A 13466-nucleotide genomic window follows, 5' to 3' on the forward strand; every position below is an offset into this window, starting at 1 on the left:
GGCAGAGTGACGATCGATCACGGCGCGGATTATCACGGATTCGCCGGTCGATGGGTAACCGCCAGGACTACCGGTCCAACCGTTTGCGCAGGACGCTGCGTACGTTGGCCGCCATCGCCTCGTCCAGCGGACCGAGCACCCCGCGCGCGTGCTCGGGAATGTGCGCAGTGGCGTCCGCGCCCGCCGCGAACACATAGTGGTCGAACATCGCCCGCCAGTGTCGACGCTGAGCCGGTGGCAGCGTGCGCAAGGCCAGCAGCGAGAGCATCAGGGCATTCATCGGTGCGTCGGACCAGGCCGGCACCGGGCGCCACCAGTAGTTCACCAGCACGTTGAAGTCGTCCAGCCCCTCCATGTGGTGCCACCACAGCGAGGGAATGAACACCGCATCGCCCGGGCCCAGCTCGGCGACCTGGGCACTTGCCAAGGCCCGCTCGAAGCGCGGGTAACGGTCCAGGTCCGGCGCAGCGAAGTCGACCAGGCTCACCGCCTGGCCGGCCGGGGTGAAATCAAGAGGGCCCACATAGAGATTGCCAACCTGGTCGGGCGGGAACAGCGTGACCTGGCGGCGGCCCGCGGCCACGCAGGCCAGGTTGTCCGGTACGTCGTGGTGGGCGGCAATGCGCGAACGGTTGCCGATCCAGATGCTGGCCAGCGGATCGTCCACGCCAAGTTCGAGCGGGTTGTCCTGGCGAAAGCCGGGCAGGAAGCTGTCCAGCGTGGTCGAGGCCACGTAGATGGTGGGCGCGGCAGAGCTGCTGCGGTACTTGAGGAGGGTGTCGAGCACGACCTTGAGAGGAATCTGCTCACGGCGGAAATTGAAACCGCTCATGTCCGCGTTGTAGAAGATCCGCCCCTGCGCTTCGGGCGGGGCGGTGGTCGCGGTCACTGGCAGGGTGCCGTGGTCGTACTGCTTGAGATGGGCAACGGCGGCGTCGGCAGAGGCACGTGCGGCGGCCACCATCGGCCAATCGCCGACCAGCCCGCGAATGACTTTGGGCGTGGTCCAGGTGGGCAGCAGCGCCGCCAGCTGGCTGCGGTCGAGGTCGCGGACTTCGTCGATCGGGCCGGGCGTAGCAGGCATGGCGGGTCGCTTGCGGGGCAGGGACGGTCTGGCGAGTGTAGACCCGCCAGACCGCCTGTGGGCCTTAGAACTTGTAGCGGACGCCGAACATGTAGCGCGGGCCGGTCTGGGTGGCGTAGCGCAGCATGTTGGTGTGGCGCGCGTAGGTGCGCATGGTCTCGTCGGTAAGGTTGATCGCCTCCACGCTCAGCGACAGCTGCTCGTTGACCGCATAGCTGATGTTGAGGTCGAGCTGGCCGTAGTCGTCGGTGTAGTTCGGGTTCGGACCCTGGCCGCCGATGCCGTTGAGGAACTTGTCGCGCCAGTTGTAGGCCGCACGGATCTGCCAGCTGTTCTTGTCGTAGAAGGCCACCAGGTTGGCCGAGTCGCTCAGCCCGACCATCGGGTACTGGTCGCCCAGGCTCAGGTTGTCGAAGGTCAGCCCCGACTTCACCTTGGTGTAGTTGGCGGCCAGACCGAAGCCGGACTGCCCGAACAGGTGCTGCACGGCGATTTCCCAGCCATCGAGATGGTCCGAACGCTGGTTGGCCGGCAGGGTGATGTCGAACCCGGCGATCGGGTCGCCGGGCTGGCCGACGATGGTGCCGGTGAGCTGGCCGGCCGAGTTGGTGCCGGTGGCGGTTACGCCGGGCTGGCCGTTGAAGTTGGTGAAGATGTAATCGCGGATGCACGGCATGTCGGACACGCCGCAGCCCGCCGCCAGCGCCGCATTCCAGTACGCGCCCCCGACCGGCGTGTGCAGGTCGCCGGTGTTCTCGCGGACGATGGTGTTGCTGATGAAGTTCTTGATGTTCTTGCGGAAGAAGCCCACCGAGGCGTAGCTGGACTCACCGTAGTACCACTCCAGCGACAGGTCGAAGTTGTCCGACAGCAGCGGTTCCAGCGCCGGGTTGCCGCGCGACCCGCTGCCGCCCTGGGTACGCACGATGTCAGCCAGCGACTGCCCGCTCTGGATCTGGTCCCACCCCGCGCGGCCCAGGCTGCGGCTGTAGCTGCCGCGCAGTGCCAGCGCATCGCTGATGTCCAGCTTCAGGTCCAGGTTGGGCAGCACGTAGTCGTACTTGCCGCTGTCGCTGATGAAGCCGCTCTCGCTCGCGTAGTCGATGTTCAGCTCGTTGGCCGAGCTCCAGCTGATCCCGTTCGGCACGCGCACCATCGCGGTGGAGTCCACGTCGGTCTGTTCGTAGCGCACGCCGACCGCCACGTTCAACGGCATCGACCAGTCGAAGGTGGTGCGGTACTGCAGGAACGCGCTCTTGGACTTTTCGTTGGTGCGGATGTCCTGCGAGTATTCGGTAGGGGCCACGTAGCAGGTCGGGCAGGCCGGGTCGGAGGCGGTGCCGACCTGGGCGGCGCGGTTGATCAGCCGGTCGAAGTCGAACACCAGGAACTGGCCGGTCAGGCGCGGGTCGCTGTGCCCGGAGAAGGCATCGAAGTACTTCGCCATGTCGTCGGCGTACCAGATGCTGTCATCGTAGTCGGCCGGCGTACCCAGTCCACCCCAGGTATTGCGCTGCATGATCGCCGAGGCCGAGCGGTTCTTGACGTCGGTGTAGCCGACGCCGAAGTCCAGGGCCGAGTAATCGGCGAACTTGAAGGTACCGCGCCCCTGGTACTGTTCCACCTCGGACTTGTTGTAGCTGTTCTGGAACACCGAACCGGTGACCAGCGCATCGGCCGCCTGCACGCCGCCCGGCGGCAGCGCGATGTTGATGATCGGCAGGTCGCCGCTGTAGTCCACCGTGGTCTTGCCGCGCACGAACGCGGCCACGCCGAGCACGCCGGCCGAACCATACGGGCTGTCCGGCTGCGACTCGCCGGTGGAGTTGTGCGCGTCGAAGTTCAGGGTCAACGCATCGTTGACTTCCCACTCCACGTTGAAGCCCAGCGAGTCCAGCGTGTTCTTGGTGGCCAGCTGCGCGCCACCCATCGACACGTCCGAATTGACCATGTCTTCGCTGTAGATGATCGGCGCGGCGACCGGACCGTTGGTCCAGATGCTGTCGCCCGGGCCGTAGTTGAACCACACCGACAGTTCGCTGCGCTGTTGCTGCACCTTGTTTTCCACATAGGTGTAGTCCAGCGTGGTGGTCACGTTGTCGACCGGCTTCCACTGCAGGGTGGCCTGGCCGTTGGTGCGCTGGCGCTGCACGCCGTTGACGTTGTAGGCGGTGTTCTGTGGACGACCGTACACATCGTTCGGGCCCGGGCGGTTCTGGATGCGGTCGGCATAGTCCTGGCCAGGCTGCGGCAGCACGCGCCAGTCGGTGGTGTTGTCGCCCTCGAACGTGGCCCAGCCTTCGGCCACGGTGGCCTGGTTGAAGCCGGAGTCGCGCTCCTGGTAGCTGCCGCTCAGCATCACGCCGAAACGGCCGTCGGCGTAGGTGTCGCTGAAGATGCCCGACATCTCGCCAGTGAAGTCCGAACCCTTCAGGGTGCGCGGCAGGTTGTCGTTGGAGGTGTCGTTGACCGCCTTCAGGCCCACGCTGACCACCGGCGCCGCTTCCAGCGGACGCAGGGTCTTGACGTTGATGGTGGCGCCGATGCCGCCAGTGGGATTGTCGGCACGCGTGGTCTTGAACACTTCCACCGCCGAGATCGACTCGGAGGCAATGTTGGCGAAGTCGAACGAGCGCGAGCCGGACAGGCCGCCACCGCCGTTGCCGAGGTTGGAGGCCGGCATCTGGCGACCATTGAGGAGCACCAGGTTGAAGTCGGGGCCGATGCCGCGCACGGTGACCTTGGAGCCTTCGCCGCTGGAGGTGCGGTCGATCGACACGCCGCTGATGCGCTGCAGCGATTCGGCCAGGTTGGTGTCGGGGAACTTGCCGATGTCTTCGGCGACGATGCCGTCGACCACGCCCTGGCTGTCGCGCTTGAGGTTCATGGACGAGGTGAGGCTGCCGCGGATACCGGTGACCTGCACCGTGTCCAGGGTGGCCGGGTCGAGCCCCTGCGAGGACGACGCAGCGCCGTCGCGGCTGGTGTCCTGGGCCCACGCCGGCCCGGCCAGCACGGCGAGCAGCGCGGAAGTGAGCATTGCCTTGCGGGGTACAGCCTTGTACGTCTTCATTGCGCTCCCTCCCCAGGGAAATCGGTAATGGCAGTCCTACGGTGTCTGGCACGATTCAACAACGATGTGGGCGGATTGGGCCCACGCCTGACAGCGTTGTCAACAAACTGCCATGCAACCTCCTGTTGCATGGCCCGCCGCCAGCGCACCCGCGCGTGCAAAGTCGCCGTGGGTAGCAGCTGAAAACGTTGCTGCACATGCCCTCCGGGCGGTTTTCAGTGGGACATCCCTCACCTGATCGCGTCCCGCCTGCTCGTTGTGCAGTGCAGAAAGGAACTGCGCAAACCGTGATCGCGTGCTCGCTGACAGCGCTGTCGCGTGTTTTGGCCGATTGTCTGACAGCGCTGGACAATCGCGTGCCGAGCGGGTTCCATGTCTGGCCGCCGCATGGCTGGCATTTCCTTCAGAAGGACACGCAATGGACACTTCCACCGCGGTTCGCGGGCACCACGTACAGAGCACGCGCACGGCCCTGGCCGTGGTCACGGCCATCTTCTTCATGTGGGGCTTCATCACCTGCCTCAACGACATCCTGATTCCGCATCTCAAGGCCGCGTTTTCCTTGACCTGGGTGCAGGCGATGCTGATCCAGTTCACGTTCTTCGGCGCGTACTTCCTGATGTCGTTGCCTGCAGGGCGGCTGGTTGCGGCCGTAGGTTACAAGCGTGGCATCGTGGCCGGCCTGGCCATTGCCGGCGTCGGTGCGCTGCTGTTCTGGCCGGCCGCCGCGCTGCATGTGTATGGCCTGTTCCTGGGCGCGCTGTTCGTGCTGGCCACCGGCATCACCGTGCTGCAGGTGGCGGCCAATCCATACGTGGCGCTGCTGGGCCCGGAGCAGACCAGTTCCAGCCGGCTGACACTGGCGCAGTCGATGAACGCGGTGGGCACCACCATCGCGCCACTGTTCGGCGGCCTGCTGATCCTGGCCGCCGAGCCGCGCAGTGCCGAACAGCTGGCGCTGCTGCCGCAGGCCGAAGCGCTGGCCTACCGCGCTGCCGAAGCGCAGTCGGTGCAGCTGCCGTACTTCGGGCTGGCGATTGCGCTGTTCGTGCTGGCCGCAGCGATCTGGATGTTCCGGCTGCCCAGCATTGCCGGCGTGGAGGACAACAAGCAGCAGGGCACCCTTGGCCAGGCGCTGCGTCACAAGCACCTGGCGTTCGGTGTGCTGGCGATCTTCTTCTACGTGGGCGCGGAGGTGTCGATCGGCAGTGTGCTGGTCAACTTCCTGTCCATGCCCGGCATCGGCGAGGGTCTTACCGAACAGCAGGCCACGCACTACGTATCGCTGTATTGGGGCGGCGCGCTGGTCGGCCGTCTGGTGGGCACCTTCCTGCTGGCGAAGTTCGATCCGCGCCGCCTTCTGGGGATCTTTGCGTTGATCGTGATGGGCCTGCTGGCGGTCACCATGCTGGGCACCGGGAACCTTGCCAAGTGGAGCGTGGTCAGCGTGGGCCTGTTCAACTCGATCATGTTCCCGACCATCTTCGCGCTGGCCATCGGCGGACTGGGCCCGCTGACCGGACAAGGTTCCAGCCTGCTGGTGATGGCGATCGTCGGCGGTGCGGTGGTTCCGCTGGCGGTCGGCTGGCTGGCCGACCAGTACGGCCTGCAGGCGTCGTTCCTGCTGCCCCTGCTGTGCTACCTGTTCATCGTGTTCTACGCATGGCGCGGTTCGCGCCGGGCGGGCTGAGCGATCAGCGCCTGCGCGGTGCGTGGGTGGACTCACGCACCAGCACCGCATGGTCCACTGTGACCATGCGGCCGGCGCCGGCCGAGCGGATCCGTTCGATCAGCTGTTCGGTGGCGATCCGCCCCATCGTGTCGGTGGGCTGGCGCACGGTGGTCAACGCCGGGTAGATGTGCCCGGCAATCGGCGTGTCGTCGAAGCCGCACACCGAGAGGTCGCGCGGTACGCGCAGTCCACGCTGGCCCGCCACGCGGAACACGGCGGCAGCCATGTCGTCGTTGGCCGCGAAGATCGCGGTGGGCGGTTCGGGCAGGTCGAGCAGCGCGTTGGCGGCGTCGATCCCGGACTCGAACGAGAACTGACCGTTCACCACCAGGCTGGGATCGAATTCGATCCCTGCTTCACGCAACGCCTGCCGGTAACCGGCCAGGCGCCATTGGCAGGCGCCGTGCGCACGCGGACCCTTGATGTGCCCGATGCGCCGATGGCCCTGCTTGACCAGGTGACCGATCAGCTCCACCACGGCGGTGGTTTCGTCCATGCGCACGCCGATGATGCCCTCGGGGTGGCGCGGCGCGATGCTGGCGAACGGGATCTCGTTTTCTTCCAGGTAGGCCAGCACCACCGCGTCATCGGTCAGCGGGGGAATCAGCACCACCCCATCGGGCCGCGAGTTCTCGAACAGCGCCGACAGGTCGGGCAGGGTACGCCGACCGATGCCGACCGGACCCAGGATCAGGTTGTAGTGATGCGCATGGCAGGCTTCCAGCATGCCGTTCTGGATTTCCATCAGGTAATTGCGCGAAGGATTGTTGTACACCAGCGCCAGCGCATACGAACGCTGCCCGGCCAGGCTGCGAGCGGAGAGGTTGGGCTTGTAGCCCAGCCGCGTCACCGCCGCGAGCACGCGCTCGCGCGTCTCCTCGCGCACGTTGGGCTCATGGTTGAGCACGCGCGAGACGGTCTTGATCGAAACGCCCGCAACCGCCGCGACATCTTCGATACGACTACGCATGGTGCGATGGTTCCTCTGGAAGCGCCGGTCGGCCGCAGCGGATGGTGCCATGACGCGGGGCACTCGTGCACGGTCATTCAAATCCATGCGGCGTTGCAACAGCAATGGCCCGCAGACATCGCACGCGGACAGCGCCAGCCCAGCAGCCACGGTGAGGGCAGGACATTGCCGCGCGCAAATGGTTGACAGGGCCACGCCCGGCTTATATGACAGCGCTGTCAGCGGAGGCGCCGGACCGGCCGCGATCCGCACCCGCACCCGTCATTTTCTTTGGAGGTAGATGTCCGTGAGCAGCGCCCGGAAGACCGTTCTTGCCCTATGTGTACTGACGGCTTTGGCCGCACAGGCCCCTGCCGCCTTCGCCGCCGAACGGCTGCAGGACTGGCCCCGGGTGAGCAGCGCCATCGCCGCCGACCCGGCCATTGAAGCCCGCGTGCGCACCATCGTGGGCCAGATGACGCTGGCCCAGAAGATCGGGCAGATGACCCAGCCGGAGATCAAGCAGATCACCCCGGAGCAGGTGCGCACGTACTACATCGGCTCGGTGCTCAACGGCGGCGGTTCGTGGCCGGGCATGGACAAGCACGCCACCGTGGCCGACTGGGTCAAGCTCGCCGACGCCTATCACGCGGCGTCGCTGTCCACCGATGCGCGCACCCAGGTGCCGGTGATCTGGGGCACCGACGCGGTGCACGGCCACAGCAACGTCCATGGCGCCACGCTGTTCCCGCACAACATTGGCCTGGGCGCGACCCGCGATGCCGCGTTGATCGAACGCATCGGCGCGGCCACCGGCACCGCCACCCGCGCCACCGGCATCGGCTGGGTGTTCGCGCCCACCCTGGCGGTCGCGCACGACCCACGCTGGGGGCGTACCTACGAAAGCTTCTCTTCCGACCCGGCGGTGGTGCGCGAGTTCGCCACGGCGTACGTCAAGGGCGCGCAGGGCCGCTTCACAGCCGACGGCAACGTGGTGGCCACGGCCAAGCACTACATCGGCGATGGCGCCACCGACAACGGCCGCGACCAGGGCGAAGCTACGGTCGACAAGGCGACCATGATCAACGTGCACGGCCAAGGCTACTTCGGTGCGCTGGGCGAAGGCGTGCAGACCGTGATGGCCTCGTTCAACAGCTGGAACGACCGCGCCGGCGGCGTGGACTACGGCAAGATGCACGGCAGCGAAGCGCTGCTCACCAGCGCGTTGAAGGACAAGATGGGCTTCGATGGCTTCGTGGTGTCCGACTGGAACGGCATCGCGCAGGTGCCCGGGTGCCGCAACGACAGCTGTGCGCAGGCAATCAATGCCGGCATCGACATGGTGATGGTGCCGGACGACTGGAAGGCGTTCATCGCCAACACCATGGCGCAGGTTGAGAGTGGCGAAATCCCGATGGCGCGCATCGACGACGCGGTGACCCGCATCCTGCGGGTCAAGCTGCGTGCCGGCCTGTTCGACCACAAGCCGTCGGACAGCCAGTTCGCCGGCGACAGCGCGGCCGTGCAGCACCGCGAGCTGGCGCGCGAAGCGGTGCGCGAATCGCTGGTGCTGTTGAAGAACCAGGACAAGGTGCTGCCGCTCAAGCGCAACGCCCGGGTGCTGGTGGTCGGTGAAAGCGCGGACAACCTCTCCAACCAGGCCGGTGGCTGGTCGCTGACCTGGCAGGGCACCGAGAACACCAATGCCGACTTCCCCAACGCCGACTCGGTGCTGGGCGCGCTGCGCGCCGAACTGGGCGCGGAGCAGGTCGTATTCAATGCCGACGCGAGAAGCATCGACGCCGCGCAGTTCGACGTGGTGGTGGCGGTGATCGGCGAAACGCCGTACGCCGAAACCAACGGCGACATCCTCGCCTCGGACACGGTCAGCCACAGCCGCGCGCAGCCCAAGGACCTGGCCGTGCTGAAGGCGGCGGCCGCCAGCGGCAAGCCGGTGGTCACCGTGTACTTCTCCGGCCGTCCGATGTACACCAACGACCTGCTCAACCTTTCGCAGGCGTTCGTGGCCGCGTGGTTGCCGGGTTCCGAAGGCAAGGGCATCACCGACGTACTGGTGGCCGGCAAGGACGGCAAGGCAGTGCATGACTTCACCGGCCGGCTGAGCTTCCCGTGGCCGGGCGTGCCGTGCCCGGCGCCGATCGACCGCCCGGACCCGAAGCGGCCGCCCCTGTTCAATTTCGGTTACGGCCTGAGCTATGCGCAGCCGGCACAGGTCGCCCGCCTGCCGGAGGTCAACGCCGACCATTGCGGCGAGGTGACCACCCTGCCGATCTTCAACCGCTTGGACACCGCGCCGTTCTCGCTGCACATCGCTGCCAACGGCGCCACCCAGCCGCTCGGCAACGACCTCAACGCCAGCCTGCGCTGGCCGAAGGAAAAGCCGGTGGTTGAAGTGCGCACCGTGCAGATCAACACCCAGCAGGACGCGCGCGAAGTGAACTGGCTGGCGCCGGCACAGCTGATCGCACGCAGCACCTCGCGGCGGAACCTGAGCGCGCTGGCGCGCAGCAACGGCGCGCTGCAGTTCGACGTGATGGTGCAGCACCAGCCGGCGTCGGCGGTAAAGGTGACCATGCAATGCGGCACCGGCTGCGAGGGCGGCGTAGACATCGCGCCGACGCTGGCCGCGCTGCAACCGGGCCAGAAGCGCACCGTGACCATCCCGCTGGCCTGCTTCGCCAGCAAAGGGGTAGACCTGGGCGCGGTGGAAGCACCGTTCGTGGTCAGCGCCGACAAGCCGTTCGCAGCGGCGTTCACCCAGGTGCGCGTAGCAGCGAAGGCCGGCAAGGCAGAAGGTGTGGTGGACTGCCGGTAGACTGGGTTCCGTAGCGCCGGGCTCTGCCCGGCCGCTCCTGCGCTCCGTGAAGCCGGGCAGAGCCCGGCTCTACGCCCAATTCTTCCAGCGCACCTCTTCCGTCCCGGGCTCGATCAGCAGCATTCGGATACGATTCCCCCGGCACCCCACCGTCCCGCCATACGCGGTTGCACGACCAGAAAGCTGTTCGACTGCCAGGCGTTCCGTGCAGGTGGAGAGTCCATGTCCCGCGTCGACAGTCCCGACGGTAATGAGGATGCCCGTGTTGCCCTTTGCGCTCCCGCAGCGTGCACGGATCCGGATCTGCCCCGGCTCCTTCTGCAGGAGCAGAGTGGCGGCGTCCTGGATCAATCTGTAGGCAGAAAGCTGAAGGTCGATACTCAGACGGCAAGGGTCACCAAGGAGCTGATGGGCTGCCACCCGCTCCGTCGACTTCCAAACTTCATTGATGCCTCCGATCTGCAGAGCAAGGTAGAGGCCCACATGCTCAAGAGACGTGGGATACACCATCGTCACCTGTTCGCGCACCTTGCGGGAGTGCAGGGTGGTGACCTTCAACAGCCCGCCCGCCAATGCCTCGTGTCCATCGACTCTGAGACCCTCTGCGACGCTGCAGAGCGACGCATCGAAGCTCTCTTCAAGCTGCCGGATGTCGAGGGCCCTGGTGCGCAGGTCCTGCTCCGCTGATATGAATGCAGAGCGCGTGTGGGATAGCGCCCTCTCACTGTCCAGCTGACTGGCCTTGGATTGCCGGTAGTGATGGGAGAGACAAGCGCCCACAGCCAGTAATGCACCTCCGACTACCGCAAGATTCTGCTGTACCGAAAACGCGGCTGGATCGAAACTGTCGGCCATTCCCGAGGCAGGCATGGTGAGCCTGACGGCCAGGCTCCATATCGGGACACCGACGGCTGCACCTTGCCACCCGTGCATGCAGGTAAGCGCGATGGCCGGCAGGGCGAGCAGCAACAGCATGCTCGTCTTCTCCGAACCCGATTCGGTAGGTATCCAGACCGCAGCGAATCCAATGATCGCCATCAGGACGAGCGCGATGGACGTCGGTACGAGCAGCTCCCGCCTTGGAGGGGCAGAGGCTTTTCGCTTGACCCAAAGCAGAGCAAGTGGCGCGATCGTGAGCACGCCAATGAAGTCCCCGACCAGAAATCGAACCAGGTCCGTACCCAGGCTCGCAGCGGGTGGTGTTGGCCAGAACAGGTGCGCAAGAAGAAGGTTCAAACCCGTTACGGCAATCGTCGAGGCTCCCGCGACACACATCAGCCAGAGCTCAGTGGTGGCGGCCAGGAACCTGTGACAGGTGCTCATGATCAACATCACCGTCGGCATCAGCAATGCGGAGCCGAGAATGACCCACGTGATCCCATGCTTGTCGACGAGCGGGTACCTCGCGACGCCGAAGTAGAAATACTCGCCAAGGAGGAGGTAGGGCCAGAACCTGGGCGGGCTCAGTAGAAGCGCTGCAACTCGTACACCTGCCGGAAGGTAGAACTGATCCAGTGAGAGCTGGCGCGCAGACCAGTACGCAAATGCGTAGCCAATGGCGAGGCAAAGTCCGAGTGGGTGGATGCGGAAGTTGAATTGCAGCCCATGCTTCCACCATGCCATTTGCATGCTTGTTCTCCATTCAAGTTCGCGACTCGTCACCAGCTCGTTCAAAAGCGAGTCGAGGCGGGACGGTATCGGTGAACTCAGTGCAGTGCAATGGCCGTTTTGAATTATAGGAAAGATACGAGGATGCAGCCGCGAGCGAGGTTGTTCGACATCACGCTCTGTCGGTGACGCGGGTCAGCTTTGTATGGAGAAGTGCATCACGGCCAAGGGCGAAACAGTAACGAATGCATGTGGGATTCGGAAAAGTATCAGCGGCAATCATGGGATTGGCCGATAGGCTGCACGAGGCGCCATTGCCGTCGCTTTCTGGAGGTTGAAGTGAAGTTACGTTTCGCCCGTACTGCGTTGCCTGCGCTGCTGTTGGCAGTGTTGCCGGTGTCAGCAATGGCTCAACTAAGTGACCATCATGGCAATGAGCTGCAGTCGTTTGGGCTCGGGCAGTCATCTCCGCTGGCGGCCAATGTGAGCCAAGACCGCAACTGGTTGGTTTACCAGTTCGAGCGCGAGGGAATCTCGTACTACCAGGTAAATGATCTTGCCGGCCAGGTACATATGATCATCGCTAGGGTGGATGACGTCTTCTGGGCACTTCCGGCAGGTATAACTCCTTTCCGCGCATCTCTTCCCACCAAACGACTCGTGATTCCAGCGGAGGCGCCATCGGCGATTGTCTATCGGAGCCCGGAGTTCATGATCGTGAGATACGTCGTTGACGGTGAGGCTGTTTGGTCGGTGCAGCGCTTAGGGGATCCCACGTAAGGGGGCACGCGCGAATCGGCTTCGAGGTGGAGCCGGGCAGAGCTCGGCTGTACCGACAGTTTGTGTCGGGATTGCCACAAAAATGGGAGTTGTTGCAGAGGATGCTTTTCGCGTGATCGCTAGTGTGTGGGCTACACAGGCGCGGGGAGATCGATGTGACACTGATGCATGTGCTGGGTGGGCTGTCGCTGCTCATCCTGGTCGCGGTGTCGACGATGATCAGGGCGGGGATCGGGTTCGAACGGGGGGATGGGACGGCCGGGCAGGAGGAGGCCCAGGTCGACAACGTGGAAGTGGCAGCGGAGGCTCCGCTGGACCCGGTGGCAGCGCCGGGTTCACTCCACTTTGGCCCACTGCTGGATCGCATGCGTCCCTGAGTCTCATCTGCCAGTGACCGTGGGGTGGGATCGGGGTACTGGTCATTCCGTAGTTCTGTAGGTTTTTCACCGCCAGCGATAGGAACTTCCTCAGTATTTCACGGTGTGAGACACGCGACCCGTCTCGTCGTAGTAGTACCACGCCCCTGATTGTGTCCCATTGGCGTACTGCCCGCGGAACTGTAAGTGGCTTCCCTCGACGGCGAGGAAGGTGCCGTGACTGATGTAGCACCCGACCGAACTCCCACCCTCCCACGGTCGTAGCATCTTGACAGCAGGTGGAGTGCACTCGATAGGTTCTCTGTCGAGTATTTCGAACTGGCTGTCGCGCCCTTGGCGAAGGAACGCCTCGATATCCGTGCCCTCCACATACAAGTTGGAATGCTGGTTCTCCATATTGCTCTGGTCGTAGGTGGACTCCTTCAACAGTCCCCCATCAGAAGTCAACCATCGCCACGTACCGGTCCTCTGTCCGTTCAAGTACTGGCCTCTCAGGTAGACGTGACCGTCCCTGGCTGCGGCGACGCCTCCGACCTGGATGTAGCAGCCGGATGAAACGCCGTTGATTCCCCAATCCATCACAATCTCAATGGATGGAGGCTCACAGGCAACATCCTGGCTCGCGAGTACTTCCATGTCACGGGAGCTGTCGGGGAAGAACGACAGCCCGCAGCCGGTCAAGCTGGCGGAGATTCCCAAAAGCAACATGGCGTTGTGATAACGGGTTTTCATCTACTTCGGCCAATGGTTGGGGGGCTGATAACTTGGCTACGGAAAAGTCACCGATCTGGATGTTACAACCGGGCGAAACTCCATTCATCCCCCAGCCCTTCACTATCTCTATAGGCGGCGGATCGCAGTGCTGCTTCTACTCCGCAGGCCCTTGCCAGCACGACCCCGATTCCCTTGGTGCAAAGACAAAAAAAGGCCCCGCAATGCGGGGCCCTCTCTGTGCCGATACCCGCGCCAATCAGCGCTTCATCGAACCGAAGAACTCGTCGTTGGACTTGGTGTTCTTCATCTTGTC

Annotated in this window: 9 protein-coding genes; 4 read left to right on the forward strand and 5 right to left on the reverse strand. The window is 64.6% G+C overall.

Going from position 1 to position 13466, the window contains the following annotated elements:
• Positions 1 to 67 precede the first annotated feature (67 nt).
• Together RYM47_RS01415 and RYM47_RS01420 are read right to left on the reverse strand one after the other, a co-directional pair.
• The gene (locus RYM47_RS01415; protein ID WP_315385570.1) at positions 68 to 1084 is read right to left on the reverse strand and encodes a cupin-like domain-containing protein; all 1017 of its coding nucleotides are present in this window, start codon (positions 1082 to 1084) and stop codon (positions 68 to 70) included.
• A 64-nt stretch (positions 1085 to 1148) separates the two neighbouring features.
• Positions 1149 to 4157: a TonB-dependent receptor gene (locus tag RYM47_RS01420; protein WP_315385571.1), complete on the reverse strand. Its 3009-nt coding sequence runs from the start codon at positions 4155 to 4157 to the stop codon at positions 1149 to 1151.
• Between the two features lie 418 nt (positions 4158 to 4575).
• On the opposite strand from RYM47_RS01420, the gene RYM47_RS01425 reads away from it, so the two are divergent.
• Positions 4576 to 5847 (forward strand): sugar MFS transporter, encoded by a 1272-nt coding sequence (locus tag RYM47_RS01425; RefSeq protein WP_315385572.1) that lies wholly within the window; start codon positions 4576 to 4578, stop codon positions 5845 to 5847.
• Between the two features lie 4 nt (positions 5848 to 5851).
• On the opposite strand, the gene RYM47_RS01430 is transcribed toward RYM47_RS01425, so the two are convergent.
• Positions 5852 to 6859 (reverse strand): LacI family DNA-binding transcriptional regulator, encoded by a 1008-nt coding sequence (locus RYM47_RS01430; RefSeq protein ID WP_315385573.1) that lies wholly within the window; start codon positions 6857 to 6859, stop codon positions 5852 to 5854.
• 286 nt (positions 6860 to 7145) lie between these two features.
• Here RYM47_RS01430 and RYM47_RS01435 point away from each other — a divergent pair, with 286 nt between their 5' ends.
• The gene (locus tag RYM47_RS01435) at positions 7146 to 9674 is read left to right on the forward strand and encodes an exo 1,3/1,4-beta-D-glucan glucohydrolase (RefSeq protein ID WP_315385574.1); all 2529 of its coding nucleotides are present in this window, start codon (positions 7146 to 7148) and stop codon (positions 9672 to 9674) included.
• A 69-nt stretch (positions 9675 to 9743) separates the two neighbouring features.
• Here the strand turns inward: RYM47_RS01435 and RYM47_RS01440 are convergent, their stop codons facing one another.
• Positions 9744 to 11303, reverse strand: coding sequence for an MASE1 domain-containing protein (locus RYM47_RS01440; RefSeq protein ID WP_315385576.1), 1560 nt, complete (start codon positions 11301 to 11303; stop codon positions 9744 to 9746).
• A gap of 318 nt (positions 11304 to 11621) precedes the next feature.
• Between RYM47_RS01440 and RYM47_RS01445 the strand changes: the two genes are divergently transcribed.
• Positions 11622 to 12062 (forward strand): hypothetical protein, encoded by a 441-nt coding sequence (locus RYM47_RS01445; RefSeq protein WP_315385577.1) that lies wholly within the window; start codon positions 11622 to 11624, stop codon positions 12060 to 12062.
• Between the two features lie 155 nt (positions 12063 to 12217).
• The gene (locus RYM47_RS01450; RefSeq protein WP_315385578.1) at positions 12218 to 12439 is read left to right on the forward strand and encodes a hypothetical protein; all 222 of its coding nucleotides are present in this window, start codon (positions 12218 to 12220) and stop codon (positions 12437 to 12439) included.
• A gap of 90 nt (positions 12440 to 12529) precedes the next feature.
• On the opposite strand, the gene RYM47_RS01455 is transcribed toward RYM47_RS01450, so the two are convergent.
• Positions 12530 to 13171, reverse strand: a complete 642-nt coding sequence (locus RYM47_RS01455; protein ID WP_315385580.1) for a hypothetical protein — start codon at positions 13169 to 13171, stop codon at positions 12530 to 12532.
• Positions 13172 to 13466: the final 295 nt, after the last annotated feature.

It is taken from the genome of uncultured Stenotrophomonas sp. (assembly GCF_963519125.1).
GTDB lineage: Bacteria > Pseudomonadota > Gammaproteobacteria > Xanthomonadales > Xanthomonadaceae > Stenotrophomonas.

Bases quoted from the DNA above. Each gene is read 5' to 3' on its own strand.
- RYM47_RS01415 (WP_315385570.1), bottom strand. From the start codon at position 1,084: ATGCCTGCTACGCCCGGCCCGATCGACGAAGTCCGCGACCTCGACCGC.
- RYM47_RS01420 (WP_315385571.1), bottom strand. From the start codon at position 4,157: ATGAAGACGTACAAGGCTGTACCCCGCAAGGCAATGCTCACTTCCGCG.
- RYM47_RS01425 (WP_315385572.1), top strand. From the start codon at position 4,576: ATGGACACTTCCACCGCGGTTCGCGGGCACCACGTACAGAGCACGCGC.
- RYM47_RS01430 (WP_315385573.1), bottom strand. From the start codon at position 6,859: ATGCGTAGTCGTATCGAAGATGTCGCGGCGGTTGCGGGCGTTTCGATC.
- RYM47_RS01440 (WP_315385576.1), bottom strand. From the start codon at position 11,303: ATGCAAATGGCATGGTGGAAGCATGGGCTGCAATTCAACTTCCGCATC.
- RYM47_RS01455 (WP_315385580.1), bottom strand. From the start codon at position 13,171: ATGAAAACCCGTTATCACAACGCCATGTTGCTTTTGGGAATCTCCGCC.